At 41.8% G+C, this 20033-nt stretch carries 16 protein-coding genes; 11 read left to right on the plus strand and 5 right to left on the minus strand.

Translation table 11 applies throughout. The annotated features are described in order from the left end of the window. Positions 1-213 precede the first annotated feature (213 nt). From METTI_RS07010 to METTI_RS07035, 6 genes are all read left to right on the plus strand, one after another. Entirely contained in the window at positions 214-1725 is a 1512-nt protein-coding gene (locus METTI_RS07010; protein ID WP_048135262.1) for a 2-isopropylmalate synthase, read from the plus strand. 272 nt (positions 1726-1997) lie between these two features. Continuing rightward, entirely contained in the window at positions 1998-3464 is a 1467-nt protein-coding gene (locus METTI_RS07015) for a methyl-accepting chemotaxis protein (RefSeq protein WP_023845121.1), read from the plus strand. A gap of 130 nt (positions 3465-3594) precedes the next feature. Next, on the plus strand, positions 3595-4353 hold the full coding sequence (locus METTI_RS07020) for a TatD family hydrolase (protein WP_023845122.1): 759 nt from the start codon (positions 3595-3597) through the stop codon (positions 4351-4353). A gap of 50 nt (positions 4354-4403) precedes the next feature. Next, positions 4404-5042, plus strand: a complete 639-nt coding sequence (locus tag METTI_RS07025; RefSeq protein WP_023845123.1) for an MBL fold metallo-hydrolase — start codon at positions 4404-4406, stop codon at positions 5040-5042. Positions 5043-5117: 75 nt separating this feature from the next. Then, complete coding sequence (locus tag METTI_RS07030; protein ID WP_048135913.1) at positions 5118-6920, plus strand: YgiQ family radical SAM protein; 1803 nt, start codon at positions 5118-5120, stop codon at positions 6918-6920. A 106-nt stretch (positions 6921-7026) separates the two neighbouring features. Beyond that, positions 7027-7875, plus strand: coding sequence for a TolB-like translocation protein (locus METTI_RS07035; protein WP_023845125.1), 849 nt, complete (start codon positions 7027-7029; stop codon positions 7873-7875). Between the two features lie 66 nt (positions 7876-7941). On the opposite strand, the gene METTI_RS07040 is transcribed toward METTI_RS07035, so the two are convergent. Beyond that, entirely contained in the window at positions 7942-9000 is a 1059-nt protein-coding gene (locus tag METTI_RS07040; protein ID WP_023845126.1) for a (Fe-S)-binding protein, read from the minus strand. A gap of 2 nt (positions 9001-9002) precedes the next feature. Further along, a complete protein-coding gene (locus METTI_RS07045) occupies positions 9003-10385 on the minus strand; it encodes an FAD-binding oxidoreductase (RefSeq protein WP_023845127.1) in 1383 nt (460 codons plus the stop codon). A gap of 85 nt (positions 10386-10470) precedes the next feature. Here METTI_RS07045 and arcS point away from each other — a divergent pair, with 85 nt between their 5' ends. Beyond that, entirely contained in the window at positions 10471-12315 is a 1845-nt protein-coding gene (arcS, locus tag METTI_RS07050; RefSeq protein WP_023845128.1) for an archaeosine synthase subunit alpha, read from the plus strand. Positions 12316-12327: 12 nt separating this feature from the next. After that, on the plus strand, positions 12328-12786 hold the full coding sequence (locus METTI_RS07055; RefSeq protein ID WP_023845129.1) for a GNAT family N-acetyltransferase: 459 nt from the start codon (positions 12328-12330) through the stop codon (positions 12784-12786). A 59-nt stretch (positions 12787-12845) separates the two neighbouring features. Here METTI_RS07055 and METTI_RS07060 read toward each other — a convergent pair whose 3' ends face one another. Beyond that, positions 12846-13130 (minus strand): UPF0058 family protein, encoded by a 285-nt coding sequence (locus METTI_RS07060; RefSeq protein ID WP_023845130.1) that lies wholly within the window; start codon positions 13128-13130, stop codon positions 12846-12848. 271 nt (positions 13131-13401) lie between these two features. Continuing rightward, positions 13402-14772 carry a DNA primase DnaG gene (dnaG, locus tag METTI_RS07065; protein ID WP_023845131.1) on the minus strand — a complete coding sequence of 457 codons (1371 nt, stop codon included), beginning with the start codon at positions 14770-14772 and terminating at the stop codon, positions 13402-13404. Positions 14773-15392: 620 nt separating this feature from the next. Here dnaG and METTI_RS07070 point away from each other — a divergent pair. Both METTI_RS07070 and rtcA read left to right on the plus strand, forming a co-directional pair. Continuing rightward, positions 15393-16760: an NAD(P)/FAD-dependent oxidoreductase gene (locus METTI_RS07070; protein ID WP_023845132.1), complete on the plus strand. Its 1368-nt coding sequence runs from the start codon at positions 15393-15395 to the stop codon at positions 16758-16760. Then, positions 16757-17773, plus strand: coding sequence for an RNA 3'-terminal phosphate cyclase (gene rtcA, locus METTI_RS07075; protein ID WP_023845133.1), 1017 nt, complete (start codon positions 16757-16759; stop codon positions 17771-17773). Before METTI_RS07070 ends, rtcA begins: the two co-directional genes overlap by 4 nt. A gap of 2 nt (positions 17774-17775) precedes the next feature. Here rtcA and METTI_RS07080 read toward each other — a convergent pair whose 3' ends face one another. Beyond that, entirely contained in the window at positions 17776-18414 is a 639-nt protein-coding gene (locus tag METTI_RS07080) for an RNA 2'-phosphotransferase (RefSeq protein WP_023845134.1), read from the minus strand. A gap of 266 nt (positions 18415-18680) precedes the next feature. Between METTI_RS07080 and METTI_RS07085 the strand changes: the two genes are divergently transcribed. Continuing rightward, on the plus strand, positions 18681-19811 hold the full coding sequence (locus METTI_RS07085) for an OB-fold nucleic acid binding domain-containing protein (protein WP_023845135.1): 1131 nt from the start codon (positions 18681-18683) through the stop codon (positions 19809-19811). Positions 19812-20033: the final 222 nt, after the last annotated feature.

Below are 20033 nucleotides of genomic sequence, written 5' to 3' on the forward strand. Positions count from 1 at the left end.
GCATCACCGGGCTCCTCACGAGCACCCTTACATAACAGGCTTACTATATAAGCGTTGCGGAGGAACGGATTAGTATTCCATCCATGAAAGATATTTAGAGAAAGATTCATCTCCTTTGCGGAGAATATTTATAAGATAAGTTATAAGGCAATGTGATTATCATGAATTCAACCGTAGAACTGAGGGATCGCTTTTTACAGCGATAAACCGCTTATAGATAAACACAAGACTATTTTTGACACGACACTGCGCGACGGTGAACAAACACCTGGCGTATCACTCACCAACGAGCAAAAACTTAAGATTGCCCAGCAACTGGACAAACTTGGTGTTGATGTGCTCGAAGCTGGTTTCCCAGTCTCTTCGGAAGGCGAAAAGCAAAATGTTCGAGCCATAGCCAACGAAGGACTCAGTCTCGATGTCTGTGGTCTTGCCCGCGTCCTTACCAAAGATCTGGATGCATGTATAGATTGTAATGTTGATATGATACACACCTTTGTATCCACATCAGACATCCAGAGGATACATACTATAAAGAAAAGCAGGGAAGAAGTGCTTTCAATGGCTGTCAACGCTGTAGACTACATCAAGGACCACGGTGCAAAATGTATGTTCTCAGCCATGGACGCTACAAGGACAGATCTCGATTATCTGATAGAAGTGTACAAAGCCGTAGAAGAAGCAGGTTGTGATATCGTAAACGTACCCGATACAGTCGGAGTAATGTCACCGTCCTCAATGTACGAGCTCATAAGGAATATCAACAGTGAAATAAACATACCTATAGACGTACACTGTCATAACGACTTCGGAATTGCAGTTGCAAACAGCCTTATGGCTGCAGAAGCAGGCGCTAGCCAGATTCAGGTAACAGTGAACGGAATAGGAGAACGTGCAGGAAATGCAAACCTCGCTGAAGTAGTAATGTGTCTGCACTCGATATATGGAGCAAAAACCAATATCAAGACAGAATATCTCCTTGAAACAGCAAAAATGGTGGAAAATTATTCAGGAATACACATGCCGGCCAACACACCAATTGTTGGAGATAACGCATTTGCGCATGAATCCGGAATTCATACCCACGGAGTCCTTGAAAAAGCTGACACCTTTGAGCCCGGCATCATGACCCCAGAGATGGTAGGTCACAGACGTCGTATTGTTGTTGGAAAACACGCAGGAAGACATGCTGTCAAAAAATCCCTGGAAGAGATGGGCATCGAAACCAACGAGGAACAGCTGGATGAGATACTTACCAGGATAAAGGATATTGCAAACAGAGGCAAGCGCATCTGTGACGCAGACCTGCGGGCAGTCGCATCAACCGTGCTCGGCAGAAACCTCGGCAGCGAGACCATCGTCCTGAAAGAATTCTCTGTAATGACAGGCAACCTCACAACACCAACGGCAGTTGTCAGGGCAAAGATCGGAGACGAAGAAGCTGTAGCATCCAATTATGGTGTTGGGCCAATCGATGCTGCACTCAAAGCAGTAGAACATATGATCGGCGGATACACCAAAGTAAAAGTGCGCGACTTCAGTCTAGAAGCAATTACAGGTGGAAGTGATGCGCTTGCTGAAGTAACGATTTCAGTCCAGGACGAAGAAGGACGTGTTGCCAGTGCACAATCCGCCAGCACAGACATCGCAACAGCATCAGTAGATGCACTCATAACTGCCATCAACCTGCTTCTTGATAAGAAGAAACTCTGGAACATGGAATAAACTGGTTTTAACTGAACCGTGAATTCACGGTTCTACTTTTTTTAACATATGGTGCCGCAATGAATTTGCTATTAAAATCACTGAAATGAAATTTTCTTCTTCAATACATACACCATATTTTCAGGGACTGCCTGAATAAATATCACAAAAAAGATAATTTTATATATAAATATATTTGTATAATTTATGTATGCTTATTTGTTGCACAAATATGCACATTTAGTTTACACAACATAACATCGCTTAATGCGGAAATTGGGAGAGGATCTTTAGTGGATATATTAAAAAACATGATGATAGGAAGAAAATTGGCCATCGTTATGCTATTGGCAAGTCTCATTCCTTTATTAATAGTCTCAGCAATCAGTTACACTCAGGTAAGTTACGCAATTGAAAATAATTCATACGAAAACCTGACGACCCTTAAAAATATGTATATAGTTAGTCTGATAATTTCAGGAATTGCCGTTGCTTACATTGCACGCTATTTTGCCAAAACAATGACAAAACCCATTGAAGACATGCTTGATGTTACAGAAAAAATATCATCCGGTGATCTTACAGTTGACATAGAAACAGATTCAACAGACGAACTTGGTTTGCTGGCAGAATCAGTAAAGTCAATGCAAAACAATCTAAAAGGGCTCATTGGTGATGTATACTCGAGCTCATCGCTTCTTTCCAGAACTGCAGAAGAAATATCATCATCCTCTGAAGGCATATCTGCATCAAGTAATGAAATATCAGACTCTATACAGGAAATATCAAATGGCACCACTATTCAATCGACCAAATCCGAAGATGTGGCAAAAGCAATGTTTGACCTGACTGAAGCCGTTCAGGAAGTAGCTAATAATTCCCAAAAAGCTGCAGATGACGCAAAAGGATGCAATGATGTAATTGGCAGCCTTAAAACCATCACAGAAGATCTGTTGTACAAAATGGACAAAATCAAAACATCATCATCTGAATCTGCAGAAACCATTATGAATCTGGACAGTAAATCCAAGCAGATAGGGGAGATAGTCAATCTTATTACAAGTATTGCAGACCAGACAAACCTGCTTGCGCTAAATGCTGCCATTGAAGCCGCACGTGCAGGCGAACATGGCAAAGGTTTTGCTGTTGTTGCCGATGAAGTCAGAAAACTTGCAGAAAACTCAGGAAATGCTGCAAACCAGATAGCAGACCTTATACATGAGATACAGGAGGGCACAAATAATGCAGTGGAGTCTATGCAGCATGGGACTGAAGAAGTATCAAATGGTGCGGAAGCGCTGAATGAAGCAGCCACTGTAATTGAACAAGTAGTGGAATCAGGAAATAATATTGCAATCCTTGTGCAGGACATAGCAGCAGCAGCACAGGAGCAGTCCGCATCCATACAGGAGATATCCTCATCCATTGATGAGGTTGCATCAATAACACAACAATCGGCATCCGGAACAGAGAATACTACTTTTGCAATACAGCAACAGAATGAGACAATGGAAGAACTTGCACAATCTGCCCGGCATCTTTCCGGCATGGCTGAAAAACTTATGAACACAATTACAAAGTTCAAAATCGAAGATTTGCACCATGAGAACAAAGAAGCAATCAAATATTCAGAACTAGATATTCCTGAAATAGAAGATTCAACAAAAGATGTTCTTGATGAAGAACACATTGAATTAAGAGAATACTCCGAAGAAGAGTTAGAGCTTGAACTTGAAAATGCAGAAAAGATCCATATTTAAAAAATACTCTCTTGTTAAAGGAGGGTATTTCAAATCCTTCTTTTTTCTCTCTTATTTTAATGTACATGCAATTAAAAATGTCATATCCATAGTATCTATATAATGAACTCATAATTCTGAGCAGATACACATGAATTATGAAGTTATAGATTCTCACTGTCACCTTGATTTTCCTAAATTTAACAAGGACAGACACGAGACAATCATGAGGGCAAAAGACAGCAGAGTAGCTTTAATGATAAACTCCGGCATCGACTACAAAACCAATGCCAATTCACTGGAACTTGCAAAAAAGTACGATTTTATCCATGCGACCCTGGGTCTTAGCCCCCAGATGGTTCCCGAGGCAAACGATGAAAAAATTAACCAGATACTTGCCCAGATAGAACGCAATGTTGACAAAGCAATTGGAATCGGCGAAGCCGGACTTGACTTTTACTACTGTACTGATGAAGCAGGAAAACAGAAACAAAAAGAAGTATTCCAAAAAGTCATTGATATTGCAGACAGGTACAACAAAACCCTTGTAATACACGGCAGGGACGGAGAAGAACTTGCGCTTGAGATGACAAGGGATCTTGAAAGAGTTGTATTCCATTGTTACGGCGGTAGCATTGAGACCATGAAAGACATCGTTGATGCAGGCCACTATGTTTCAGTTCCAACCCTTGTGTGCTTTTCAGATCATCATAAAGAAATAGCAAAGAATCTGCCTCTTGAGAATATGCTCATTGAAACTGACAGCCCATACCTTTCACCACGCAAAGGGCGCAATGAACCTGCCTTTGTCAGAGACTCGGTTCCTGCCATATCACTAATAAAAGGAATAGACGAAGCTGAAATTGCTAAGGCGACAATGCAAAATACCCGCAGGGCATTTGAGCTCTAAATTTAAGCTTTTAAGCTATAAAATAGACTTTTCTGTACAGGAGAATACACATGCAAGTCAAACATTTTATCATCGGACTTTATGATGCTAACTCATACCTCATCAACGGAAAAATACTGATAGATACCGGGATGAGCACAGATGGACTTATCTCTGCTATCAAAGAAAACATTGACATCGAAGATCTCGAACTCATTATTCTTACACATTGTCACTACGACCATACGGCATCTGCACAGGCAATAGCAGACATGAGTGGTGCAAAAATAGCAATTCACAAAGACGATGAGCCGCTTCTGAGCAATGACACAATCAGTGCAGCAGCAATGTTTGGAAATAAAGCACCTGCAATAAAACCGGACAAGATTCTGGAAGAAGGCGACAGGATACCCATAGGAAATAATGAGGAACTGGAAGTCATCCACACACCCGGACACACACCGGGAGGAATCTGCCTCTATGAAGCAAATTCAAAGAGCCTTTTTTCAGGTGACACAGTATTTCCAAATGGCAGCATAGGCCGTACTGATTTTCAGGGTGGCAACCGCAACCATTTAACAAATTCAATTAACAAACTTGTAGAACTGAATGTCAAAACACTTTATCCGGGACACGGTGAAGTGACATCAAATGACGTAAACACACAGATACAACTCTCCCTGCGCATGTCTAAAAGTATGTTGATGTAAGGATAAAATATGAAACATAAAAGAAATAAGAGTGGCAAGAAAGACAAAATGGCAGACCCTTCCAAATTTCTGCCCATGAGCCTTGAAGATGCAAAAAAGAAAGGCTGGGATGAACTTGATGTTATTATTGTCACAGGTGACGCATATGTGGACCATCCCGGATTTGGAACCAGCATTATTGGCAGAGTCCTGGTAGATGCAGGCTACAGAGTAGGAGTTATTGCACAGCCAAAATGGGATGATGTTGAAGATTTCAGGAAACTTGGAAAACCACGACTATTCTTTGCTATAAGTGCCGGAAATACAGATTCGATGGTGAGTAACTACACACCATCAAAACGACTCAGACATGATGATGCATATTCCCCCGGAAACAAGGCAGGACTAAGACCTAACCGCGCATCAATTGTTTACTCCAACCGTCTGAAAGAAGCTTACCCCGATACTCCGAGAATCATTGGAGGGATTGAAGCTTCACTTCGCCGTTTTGCACAATACGACTACTGGTCTGACAAAGTACGCCAGTCAATACTTGCAGACGCACCGGCAGACCTGATTGTCTACGGAATGGGAGAGCTTCAGATAGTTGAAATTGCAGACAGGCTCAACAAAGGAATTCCTGTTTCAGATATTACAGACATTGACGGAACTGTCTGGAAAATGGATATCAAAACATGGAAAGAGAAAAAAGAGAAGTTGCTTGAGACCCGCATAGAAATACCACCTTATGTTGAAGTTTCAAAGAATAAGGAACTCTACGCAAGCACATTCAAGACTGTTTACCATGAACAGAACCACATTAATGGACATGCCATAATCCAGGTTCATCCTAAAACAGTTATTATACAGAATAAACCCATGCGTCCACTCACGACAGAAGAACTGGACCACGTTTATGAACTTCCATTTACCAGAGAGTCTCATCCTTCATATGACGAACCAGTTCCTGCGCTTGATATGGTAAGATTCTCTATCAACACTCACAGAGGTTGTTTCGGTGCATGTTCTTTCTGTGCCATTGCACTGCACCAGGGAAGGATGATACGCAGCCGCAGCATGGAATCTATCCTCAGGGAAGCAGAAAGATTCACCAGAATAAAAGAGTTCAAAGGAACTATAAACGGACTTGGCGGCCCGTCTGCAAATATGTATGGAATGGACTGCAAGAACTGGGAAGACAAAGGAGTATGCAAAGAGAAGATATGCATCTATCCGAAAGCATGTCCATCACTTAATACAAGCCACAAGAAACTCATCGAGCTTATGCGCAGGCTCAGGGAACTTCCGGGAATCAAAAAGGTTTTTGTCGGCTATGGTGTGCGATATGACCTCGCACTTCTTGATGAAGAATACATGGAAGAGCTATGTGCCCATCACGTCAGCGGGCAATTGAAGGTTGCACCTGAACATTACTGTGACAGAGTCACTGATTCCATGAAGAAACCTGACAGGGAAGTGTTCGAGAGATTTGAAGAGAAATACAAAGAAATAAACAAGAAACTTGGCAAGGACCAGTATCTTGTAGCTTTTCTCATGTCAAGCCACCCAGGATGCACACTAAATGATATGATAGAAACTGCCGAATACATCCGGGACACCGGCCGCTATACCAAACAAGTTCAGGATTTCACACCCACGCCTATGACAGCGGCAACATGCATGTTCCACACGGGAATCGATCCGTTCACAGGGAAGAAGATATACGTGGCAACTTCCCAGAAAGAAAAGAGTATACAAAGAGCAATGCTTCATTACCGTGAACCCGGAAATTATAATCTGGTCTATGAAGGACTGAAACGTGCTGATAGGCTTGACCTTGTGGGAAACTCATGGAACTGCCTTATAAGCCGTAAGAAAGGAGGGAAACGTGGGTGGTAATACTAATTACCATTTACATTACAAGATAAAATCGTTATCTTTTTAAGCAATATAAGTTTACTGTACTTCATACGTATATATTTTAAAGAAAAATGGAAGTTATACTATGAAGTATAAGTTGTTGGTACCAATATTGATATTGTTACTTATTATCCCGGCATCTGCCTCTACGGCGAGCCCGGTAATAAGCATTGATGAGACTGTGACCGAGAGTATGTTCTATGCCAAATCGTACACCAATCCTGATAGCATAGAAGCACATCAGATTGTAGTCTACAGCGAGGACGGTGAACATTCACAAATACACCTGCATTATAGACTTACTCCAAGAACAACTATAAGTCCGGATGGCAATTACAGCGTTTATAAAAAGGCACTGGATTCGGACGGGGGAGTGGGTATTGAAGATTTTGTCATAAACTCTACTGTTACAGGAACAGAGACCAATATTAAGAACATAATTACAAAGGGCTATTATGGAGTTGCTTTTTCACCAGACAGTAAGATGTACGCAGCACCCAGGGCAGTTTTCTTCGAAGGTGGAAGAAATGCCCGGTATGCAATAGATATCTGTTCTGTTAATAATAACACTCTACTTCACAGAGAACTCACTCCCTTCTATATAGAAAGTACTAAAGCTACACCAATGGAGTGGGAGAAGTCAATAATGTATGAAGTCTACTGGTCAGATGATGGTTCCTGCATAGTTTATGAAGTTCTGGGAGGAAACACCGAGTCCGGGCAATATCCTGCATATCTTGTGAGTAAAAGACTGAACCTTGATTATTCAGAGCTTAGAGAGATGAACGGATACGAGGATACAGAACTGGAATCAGTACAGGAAGATATTGAAGAGACGAGTACTGCTGCTGAAAACAGTCTTCCAACTCCGGGATTTGGTGCTTTAGGAGCAGTGTTTGCCCTGGTGCTAGGAAGGAAGATTAAGAGAGCATAAACTACATGCTCTTAATCTTTTTTAAAAATTAGATTTTCAAAAATAGTTAAAAGAAAACTAAAATGGCTATTCCATAGCCATTTCAAGCAGGTCGATAATATCGAGCACATCAACCCTTGGTCCGCCACGTTTAAGATTTGTGCGGCAAAGCGGGCATGCAGTTACAAGATAATCAACGTCTTTTGGAATCTCTTCAAGCCTGTTCTTTGAGAGCTCAAGTGAGAGTTCAGGATAACCTTTTAAGACTCCACCACCTGCTCCGCAACATTTGGATTTCTCCCTGTTGCTTTTCATCTCCTCAAGATAACAGACTGCTTTTATTAGCTGCCTTGGGGCATCGAATACACCATTGCACCTTCCAAGATGACATGGATCATGATAGGTGACTTTCAGGTCAAGTTTCTTCAGGTCCATTTCAGAAAGGCGGTCTGCAAGGAACTCCGTCACATGGAGAACATTCAGCTCTTCAGGGAAATCGTTTTTCAGGGTTGTGTAACAACCTGCACAGCCTGTGATAACCGTGTGGGCACCTATCTTTTTGATCTGCTCAAGGTTCTTTGACATAAGCTCGGATGGGTCAGAGCCAGTTCTCAGAAGAGGAGAACCACAGCAAACCTCTTCCTCAAGTACGGTTACTCCGAACTTCCTCAGGATATCGAAAGTTTTCTTCGTTATTTCAGGATAGCGGTAAGATGCAAGACAACCTGCAAAGAATACGTATTCTGACTTCTCTTGAAGATCGTTTCTGGAATCTCCGAGCCATGCCATCCTCTCTTTGGATTCACCAAGCGGGTTTCCTTTTTCAAGTGCATCTGCACGTATAAGCTTCTGTGCATCCGTCATTTTACCCTGAAGCACAAGCTGGTGCCTGATATTTTCTATAACATTTACAGGAGATGCTCCTGATGGGCATATTTCCTCACAAAGCCCGCATGTCGTACACGTGTTAATACTATCCAGAACACCCTGGTCAACTTCAAGTCCCTGGGATATTCCATGAGCTACAAGCATGCGACCACGGGATCCTGATGATTCCCAGCCGTTCACGTCAAAAACAGGGCACACTGCACGGCATGTACCGCAACGTACACATTTCAGTATTGAACGCATGTCTTCATCGTTCATTTTCAGACCCCCATTTTACCCGGGTTCATAATACCCTTCGGGTCCAGTGCGTTTTTAATCAATATCATTACATCAAGTGCCTTTCCAAGTTCAAGTTCAAGGTAGTCTGCCCTGGCACTGCCAACTCCATGCTCGGCAGTAACTGTTCCACCAATACCTATAGCAGTGCGGTGAATCTTGTCTGCAGCCTTGTTCAGCTTCTCCCATTCTTCATCACTGAGCACATCGATGCACATTCCTGTGTGAAGGTTTCCATCTCCTATATGACCGTAAGTCATTATAGGAAGTTTGAACTCTTCTGAAATCTCTCGTACCTTGTGAAGCATTCCGGGAAGCTCTTTTATCGGGACACCGATGTCCTCTCCTACATAAACACGTGTGCGTAGTGGATCCAGCCTTGAAACTGCCGCACCAACAAGTCTTCTGGCAGCCCATATCTCATCTCTTTCCTTCTTGTCAGAAGCTGCCCTGATGCTTGTTGCAAGGGTGCTACACGCATCCTTAATCATCTCAATTCCTTCACGAACCGTGTTCTCGGTTCCATCTACCTCGAACATCAGGATGGCACCTGCTTTTGGCAAGCCGATTTTAGGATCAAATGTGTTAATTGCCTCTATAATGTTCCTGTCAAGAATTTCACATGCAGAAGGAACAATTCCTGATGAGAGGACTTTTACTACTGCCTGTCCGGCCAGTTCAGGATCTTCAAAGGAAGCAAGCAATACAGAGCGCTCCTTTGGAAGTGCCCTGAGCCTTAATGTTGCTTTTGTGATAATTCCAAGTGTGCCTTCAGAACCTACAAATAAGTCAGTTAGTGAATAACCTGCAACTGATTTTGATGCTTTGGAACCTGTATTGATCACAGTACCGTCTGCAAGGACAACTTCAAGTCCAAGAACATAATTACGGGTAGTGCCGTATTTTACAGATCGCATTCCACTTCCGTTATTTGCAATAAGCCCACCAAGGGTACACATTGCTGAACTTCCAGGATCTGGTGGGAAAAAAAGACCGGATGGTTCAAGCGCCTGATTTAATTTTTCCTGGACAATACCTGGTTCGATAGTCACTTGAAGGTTGTCAAGGTCTGTTTCAAGTATTCTGTTCATGGCTGACATATCAAGTACAATGCCGCCTTCTACCGGAACAGCTCCTCCGGCAAGTCCTGTACCTGCGCCTCTTGCGGTTACAGGAATCTCATTCTCATTTGCAAGCCTGACTATATTTGATATCTGTTCAGTACTTACAGGCCTGATTACAAAATCTGGCATGCCTCTTATCTGCGAGGCGTCACATGAATAACAATAAAGTTCTGCAGCAGATGCGGAAACATGTTCATCTCCTACTATTTCCTGCAGTTTTTTAAGTAAATCGGATTTTTGCATGGAATCGTTTTTTAAGTGGGATAGGATAATTTATAGTTTTTGGTGAGGGCAAACATTTACATCTAACTAGATCTATTACACAGCAATGACACGATACTTTGAGGTACAGCAACGGGACGGTGCTGCAAGGATAGGAAAGTTCCTTTTAAAGGAAGATATCCGGACACCTTATATTATAGATACCAGAAGCCTGGATAAGTCCGAAAGCCCAATCATTGACGGAGGTTCACTATGGAAATATCCGAGTTTAGAAGAGGCCAAGGATCATCTCAGGGAAATCAGACAAAAAGCCGGAGAGGATTCTCTTATTATACTCCCACATCAGGATCTTACACCGGAAGCTCCAAGGAACTTGACAATTAAAATGGCTGAAGGAGCAGAAGAAATACAGGATGCAGGTGCAACCGGAGCTATTTACATCCCCGGACAGCAGGTAAAAGAACATGACCTGTACGTCATGGAAGGAGTCGGGTGCTTTGAGAACAATGCACGAAATCTACTCAGCCTGCTTTTTGAAATTAAAAAAGACATAGCTCCTGATACTGCAATTTATGCACCTAACATAGCCACCCCTGAAAATCTGGCAATGCTGATTTACCTCGGAATCGATGTCTTTGATAATACTAAAGCAATCGTTGCCGGACACAACGACATTTACCTTACAACTGCCGGCCAGTTCTATCTTGATTCGCTTGCAGAACTACCTTGCAGATGCAGTGCTTGCTCATCCACTGACCTTATAAGCCTCAGGGAAATGGATAAAAAAGGCCGGGCGGAAATTCTGGAAAAACACAACATCAATGCTATGGAAGCAGAAGCTGCACTTGTTCGGGAAAGAATACGTGCAGGGACCTTGCGCGAGTATATTGAAGGACAGTGCAGAATGCACACATGGCTTACAGCACTTATGAGACTTGCAGATGATGAGTATAACTTTGTGGAAAGCCAGAATACTATTGCAAGGAATAATACACTGGTAGCCACTTGCGGAGAATCACAGAACAGAGCAGAAATTGTGAGATTTGCTAAAAGGATTCAGGAAAGATACACACCGCCTGCATCAGACGTATTATTATTACTGCCATGTTCCGCGAGGAAGCCATATTCCACGTCCAATTCACACTGGAAATTCATCAATGCGCTTGGCAAGAGCAGAAAATTTGTTCATGAAGTGATAATCACATCCCCGCTTGGAATAGTGCCAAGGGAGCTGGAACTCACATATCCTGCTGCTCACTATGACACAACGGTTACAGGTTACTGGGATGCAGAGGAAAGAGGATGGGTAGCATCCTGTCTTGAGAATTACCTTATCCAGCACAAATACACGAGTATAGTTGCACATGTTGAGGATGCTTACCGTGTAATATGCGAGATGGTTGCAGAAAAGCTTGGTATAGATATAATATATACAAGCCTTGGAAATGTGTCATCACCGGAATCACTGAAAAGTCTCAGCAATACTGTATCAGAACTTTGCACCGGAAGAAAGCGTAGTCATGAGCAGACACAGAAAGACCTTATGAAAGCTGTTTCAGACTACCAGTTTGGCAAAGGCTCTGGAGAGATTCTTGTTCCGGAAGGATCAACTGTTAAAGGACCATTCCCAAAACACCAGATATTTGTCGGGAAAAAGCAACTAATAACACTTATACCACAATATGGAACACTGGCCATTACCATAGAAGGTGCAAAAGCCCTTGTTGGCCAGGGCAGGTATATCGTTAAAATAGATGATTTTGTTCCACGTGGCTCTCTTCTGGCACCTGGAGTAATAGATGCAGATCCTTTGATAAGGCCAAATGATGAGGTTATAATCACCGGAGAGAGAGCAATTGCAGTCGGAAGAGCAAATATGAACGGAGATGAGATGAGAAGATCTAGTCGTGGAGTTGCAGTTGACCTGCGCCATGTAAAAAAGCTCGAATAATAGTGATTTCAGATGTTAGTAATAAGGAACTTTGAACCATCCGATTTCGAAGAGGTTCTGGAGATTGAGTCACAGGCTTTCTCCGAGCATAATCCCTTTCTTTATATGAACTTCTACGAAATGAACAGCGAAGGGTTCCTTGTTGCAGAATACAACGGTTACATAGCAGGTTTTGTTGTAGGATATAAACTATCTGAAACCGAAGGACGTATCTTTTCTCTTGCCGTTAGAGAAGGATTCAGAAGCATGGGAATTGGTGCCCGGCTTATGGATGCTATTCTTTCAGTGTTTGTGTGTAAGTTTCTGACATTTGCAAGTCTTGAAGTAAGAATTACAAATACAAGAGCTCAGGAATTTTACAAAAGAAAAGAATTTATAGCCTGTTGGATACAACACGGCTATTATTCTGATGGGGAGGATGGCATCATAATGAAAAAGCGCCTGACACCATCAATATCATTATCCCTTTAACTACAGCTTTAATTCTTTGTCTCCGAGTAGAAGTAAAGGTAAGTTAAAGGAGGAGTTACTTAGTTAGTATTTACCAACTGGCTGCCTGCCTTCATAGCGAGCTCATGCATCCTTTCTGATGTCCTCCCTATTCCGGAAGTATCATCCTGGGAAAGAGCCGCTGCAATGTCGTTTCCAAGAACGAAGATTGCATGTTTATGCTCTGCCTTGCTCCTGTGAACATGCAGAGGACTTATGGATAATGAGTCATACTCCGTGAATGAATTATCCACGCCCATGTGCTCAAAGTGTCTTCTAATCTGTGCCATTAATGTGTGCAACTGTATTAATTCATCTTTATGCATACCAACCAACCTGTTTTGAAAATTAAATATTTGCTGTTCTTTTGTGCACTCTTAAAAATAATGCACTAATGGTAGTTGGTAAATTTACTAATAAAGGCATTTCCCCCGGAAAAGACTTCCTCATATATAGTAAATAAGGTTTTCGTAATTATGTCAATGATTAATCATGATTAATTACAAGAAATACTCCCAAATAAAATAGAAACATACAAAAATAAAATCAATAAAAAATAATAAATATATATACTGTGCGCAAGCACAGTACATGAAATTACAATGAAGAAGCAGTAAGCACTTTTACAGAAGCAGGTCTTTTGGTAACACTACCTACTTTTGCACCTATAAGGCGTTCTATGCCTTTATCTGCAGCGATATCAAGTATCCTTTGAGTGACCACTCCGTCAAATACGACAGTTTTGACTTCAGACTCATAATCCTTAAGAGTACTTACAAGATCCCTGACTGCAGTCTCATTGACAACATTATCCCCGCCATCAAGGAAACGTGCACTAAAAGTACCTATCAGATCATTTGCGTGGTTCTTGAACCTTTTATTCTCAGGGGAAGTTGGAACTTTTGATTTAGGAACTACTGGTTTCTTTTCAGTTGTCTCCCTATCTTCGCGTGGTTTCTGATCTCTTGGACTCTTCTTTCTGTTATCCCTTCCACGGGTCTCCCTTGGAGCTCTTTTTACAGCAGAAGTACCAACACGCTTTACTTCAGAAGCAGGCGCAGAGGAAGGAGTAGCTCTTCTTTCCTTGCGTTTTGGTAAACGCTGCACACGACCATTGTCTTCTGCAGCCTGATCCTTGACAACATACTTGTCAATTACTTGCTCAACAGGAACTTTCTGCCTGAGGGATCTGACGATCTCTTTCTGTACAAGATCCTCGACACTCTTTCCATCAGGTGCCCTTGCAATGTAATCAATGTTAGCAACCTGTACAAGTTCCTTGATGATGAGTTCTCCTCCGCGATCGCCATCAGTGAAAGCAGTCACAGTATCCTTCTTTCTTGTAAATTCAGCAACTTCAGGAGGAACATTTGTACCGCCGACACAAATTGTGTTCTTAATACCGTATTTCAAAAGGTTAAGAACATCAGCACGACCTTCAACTACGATAATAGCATCAGAATCAAACACAGTAGGACCACATGGAATCTTATTCTTTCCATAGTACTGCATCTCCTCCACCCTTACGGACTGACGTACTTCATCAGCGATCTCCTGGGATTCCGGAAGATTCTCATCGAACATACCTTTGAAAATAAACTTGGCCCTCTCAATTATTTGATGGCGCTTGGTAGCCCTGACATCTTCTATATGAGTTACCTCTATCTTTGCACTGCATGGACCAACTCTGTCTATGGTCTCAAGTGAAGCTGCAAGAATTGAAGTCTCAACCTTGTCAAGACTTGAAGGAATAAGGATGGTACCCTTGGTCTTTCCACCTTTTGCATTAACAACAACTTCTATCCTGCCGATCCTTCCTGTTTTCTGAAGATCGCGAAGATCAAGATCAGAGCCAAGAAGACCCTCGGTCTGACCAAAGATGGCACCTACTATATCAGGGCGTTCTATTATTCCATCTGCGCTAATTTTAGAATGAATTATATATTTTGTAGTATCTGCATTTTGCATATGATAATCTCCGAATTTGTGATGATGACACTGGAACAATTCGGAATACAAAAATAGAAAAGTTGTATTGACTACCAAAAGTCATCGTCGCGAAGGTCTGAATTGTGAAACCTGAATTAAAATAACTCAAACTCCAACTTCAATGAATAAACATGAAGATTTCCACTTAATCCAAACCAACGCCAAGCTAATAACAACAGTAGTGTAAGTACCATGCAACATATGCATCTACTACTGGAGCTGTTTAATGGCATGGCCAATAAGCAGTATTTCCAAATCCCTCATTGAATACCTGCAGCTTTTGACCTGTAAGCACCTTGTGATGTTATGAATACCTTTTAGGTAGATAATTCTTTTTGAATCGTAGTGATTACGAATGACTAAACTATATTTGTATTATTGAAAGATACCCTCGTTCACAGTATCTATATTATATCGAACATGTAGGCATATAATCATGACTACATTAAGTAATAGATTTCAAACTCTTATAAACTTATGGGTCGACATTTTCTACATATTGTTGGATATTTTAAACGTAAAACACAAATTTTTTTGATTACTAATCCCGATTTTGCTCAGGGAACATAGTTAATATTCATGCGAGCTTATAAAAGAGCATGCCGGAAAAAAAGAATGATGAAAATAAAAAAATAGTAATAATTGGTGGAGGTGCAGTCGGCATGGCTGTTGCCACAAGCCTCACACGCCACAGCGATTACTCAATAAGCGTATTTTCTGCAGATGTTCATACTGCCTACAGCCAATGTGGTATGCCTTTTGTCATCAGCGGGGAAATAGACAGTTTTGAAACACTTCTGCTTAGAGACAACAAATTCTTTAAGGACATGGGTATCGATCTGCACCTTAAAACAAGGATAGACTCAATAAACATCTTGAAGCGCACCGTAACAACTGGTAAACAAGACTATCATTTTGACAAATTGGTAATTGCAACAGGTAGTAAACCAAAGATACCTACCAATGTCCCAGGAACCTCCCTAGGAAATGTGTTTACCCTCAGAACACTTACAGATGCCATGAGAATAGAAGAAGCACTCAAAAATGCGTCCTCAGTTGTTATTATAGGAGGAGGCTCCATTGGTGCCGAACTGGCAGCTGCAACCACGCGAAGGAACATAAATACAATACTTTTGAACAGGAGTTCCTCAATACTGTCTCACAATGTGGACCCTGACATGGCGGAAGCCGTGCAGGAACATCTTGAATCCCTGGGTGTGAATGTCATCACCGGATACGTTCCCACTTCACTTAACGGTGAAGAGAAGGTCAGCTCCGTAACAATAGGTTCAACTGATTTTCCGGCAGATATTGTGATATTCTCCACAGGAGTAAGTCCTGAAAATGAACTTGCACTGAACGCAGGAATTGACATTGGAACTACCGGAGGAATAATAGTTGATGAGTATCTCCACCCATCAGTCTCAGGCACATTCCACCCTGACATCTATTGTGGAGGAGAATGCATCGAAGTTCCGGAACTCATTACAGGAAAGCCAATGTTAAGCCAGGTAGCAAGCACTGCGCGGAGGATGGCAGGAACAATCACACAAAACCTTACTTCAAAACCAGTCAGATTTGAACCGATACTGAATCCCTGGGTAGCGGTAATCGGAGAAGTTCAAGTCGGAACAACCGGGATAACATCAAAAAAAGCGGCAGAAAATGATATCAAAATAGTAACCGGTCTTGCAACCGGTGCAACAAGGGCTGAATACTATCCGGGAGGAAGCAAAATTTTCATCAAACTCATATTCAGGGATGAATATCTAATAGGTGCTCAAGTCGTAGGAGGAGAAGGCGTCAAGGAACGCATTGATGCTCTCACACTTGCCATAAAAAAGAGAACAACGGTTCAGGAGCTTGCAAACATAGAGACCTGCTATGCTCCACCGGTTTCCGCACTTCAGGATCCTACAGGGTTTGCTGCAAAAGGTGCGCTTAAAAAGATGAGAAAGAAAGCATGATAGAAATAGACGGTTCATACGGCGAGGGAGGAGGTCAGATACTCAGGACAGCCGTGGCTCTTTCTGCAATTACAGGAGAGGACATTCATATAACAAACATACGCCGAAACCGTCCAAAGGAAGGGCTAAAACCTCAACATTTAATGTCCATAGAAACTGCTGCAATGTTATGCGATGCCGATATCAGGGGAGCTTTTCCCGGTTCAACTGATATATACTTTTCTCCATCGGAAATAAGGGGGATTAACGATACTATTTCCATCGGAACTGCCGGAAGCATCCCTCTTCTTATGCAGGCAATCATGCCTGTAGCTATCTTTGCAAAAGAAAGAACAAAAATACTCATTTCCGGCGGAACTGACGTTGCATGGTCTCCTTCCATAGATTACCTCAGGCAAGTGACATTAAAAGCACTGGAAATGATGGGATACCAGGCGAATATAACACTCATTGAGCGTGGATACTATCCAAAAGGAGCGGGATTTGCAGAAATTGAGATTACCCCTTCCCGGTTGAGTGGATTCTATTACACACCTGAAAACAGTAATGAAAATAACATTATTCACGGAATATCCCACTGCTCCGGATTGCCTGAACACGTTGCAAAAAGACAGGCAAATTCTGCAATGGAGATACTGGAGGAAATTGGCAAAGAAGCTCACATTGATGTCATTTCAGACAACTTCAAATCTACCGGAAGTGGCATCACTTTGTGGTCAGGACTTAAAGGTTCTGTCTGTATAGGAAAGAGAGGGCTGCCTGCTGAAAAAGTAAGAGAACATGCGGCAAGGAAAATACTTGATGAACTTTTATTCGGGGCTGAAGTCGATGTACACCTTGCCGACCAGTTGATCCCTTACATGGGACTTGCAGGAGAAGGTTTCTTCACAGTAAAGGAAGTATCAAAGCACTGCCTTACAAATATGCATATAACTGAGAAAATGCTTGATGTAAGGTTTGACATCAACTATGGTGATAAGAAAAAAGGTCCGGTGGAGATTACCGTGGAATAAGATTATTCCCCGGATTCTTCTACAACGCTGATATACTCAGGCGGAATGCCTCTTGCAAGAACAATGTCATCGTTTACAGTAACGATATCAACTCCGTCCTGCTGTGCTGTTTCTGCATCAACTTCAAGTATTACCGGATTATCGGTGTGGACTGAAGCAGCCTCTTTTGCCTTATCAAATGAAGTACTCAGGTGCACATAGCATTGCCTGATTGGATAAATTCCATTATCAAGGAGCATATCTGCTTCTTCCTGGCTTACGCCGTAATATAGATAAGAAAGATCATTTTCGGGGTATTCGGATATCAGGTCGACTTCCACTGAGTGACCATATCTTGCCCTGATAAAATCATCATCAATTTCGTAGCGCCCTTTCCTGTCAGACTCAACAAGAGAAATAAGACGCTCCATTGTACCCCACTTATAACGCTTTTTCATGACATCGCAGAGCTGGTTCAGTTCAACCCATCCCTGCGGGTCCATCTCAATACCCACATCTTCAGGGAAGTGTCTAAGCGCACCGGAAATGAATCTCCCAAGCCTCTCTTCCCGATCATCATCCAGCACATAACGTCCTTCGTCTCCACAGTCAGGGCAGCTTTCTCCCCTGAAATAGCCATGCTCTTTACATTTACGGATCATGATATCTTGCAAATACATCTCATAATTAATATAAGTTATTAAAATAACGCAAGAAATGCTCAAGTCTCTTAATAAAATAAGACAGACAAGCCTACTAAAGACATCTTAAAAATGCAGTCTATTTTGAAGATTTACAAACGTTTTCGTTACATTAATTTATCTGGAGGAATACTTAGACTAGTTTAACATAAAAGAATGATATTTAAAATATAATAGAATACTTTATTCGGTTTCCATATTATTTTATTCATTTTCAGGGTATTATCATGGACGAGATAAACGATATATATGAAAAACTCGGTGGCGTCATCAGCAAAGATGACTTTACACGCAAGGTGGAAGAAAAAGTAGAGCAGATGAGCGGACTCTGTGATACAAGGACAGCAGCTATGCTGGTCGCACATGACCTTGGCGTCAGCGATACAGATTCAGAGCAGCAAATACAGAAAATATCAGGCATTACCCCAAACAGCGGTAACGTGAAGATCATAGCCAAAGTAATGACTGTTTATCCTGCAAAGGAATTCAACAGGAACGATGGTACAGTTGGCAGGGTTGCAAATCTTATTGTTGCTGATGAGACAGGTTCTATACGCCTCACATTATGGGATGACAGGGCAGATCTTGTAAAAAGTGGTGAGATTGAGATTGGACAGACATTCCAGATAGCAGGATATGTAAAAGAAGGGTACTCCGGTGTTGAAGTTAATGTTGGTAACAATGGGGTGTTCTGCGAAAGCGATGAGAAAATAGAAGCCCGCATCGAGTCCAAACAGATCAAGGATATCGTAAATGGCATGGGTGACATCAACATGCGTGCAAGGGTACTTGACATTTCAGACATCAGGACATTCAACAAAAGAGATGGTGGTACAGGCAAGGTTGCAAACCTCCTCATTGGTGATGAGACAGGAAAAATAAGGGTAACCCTCTGGGATGAACTTACGGACTTCACACAACAGATTGAAATCGATGATACTGTAGAGATTATCAATGCCTATGCAAGAGAGAATAACTTCAACCAGCAGGTTGAGATGCAGGTAGGAAACCGTGGAACTATCAAAAAAACAGACGATGAAGTTGAATTCAAGGAAAGCTTCACTTCAATCTCTGACATTATTCCAGGTGAATCATATTCCATTTCGGGACAGGTTTCAGGTCTTGGAGAAATAAGAGAATTTAACCGTGATGATGGAACAGTGAACATGGTATCCAACATCTACGTATCAGATGACACCGGAAGGATACGCATCGCACTCTGGGGAGATCATGCACTTCTTGTAGATGAGCTTGATATCGATACTAACATAGAGATAATCGATGCATACTCAAAATCCGGATTCAACGATGAGATTGAACTCAGTGCAGGAAACCGTACAAGAATAAACGTTCTTTAATAATTTTATTAAACTTTATTCCGGATGTAGATGTTTATAAATAATTCATCCGGAAACTCTCTTATTTTAAAAACACAATCATTAGAGCTTTTTTTCTAAGATTTTTGGCCATATGTGTGGTGCTTGAAATCCACGAACACCTATATATACAATAAAAGTCCAATTTTATTTAGTGGACTATAGGTAATCGATTCCTTTAATCCAGGATTCTGGGGTACGTCT

This window comes from Methanolobus tindarius DSM 2278 (genome assembly GCF_000504205.1).
Classification (GTDB): Archaea; Halobacteriota; Methanosarcinia; order Methanosarcinales; family Methanosarcinaceae; genus Methanolobus; species Methanolobus tindarius.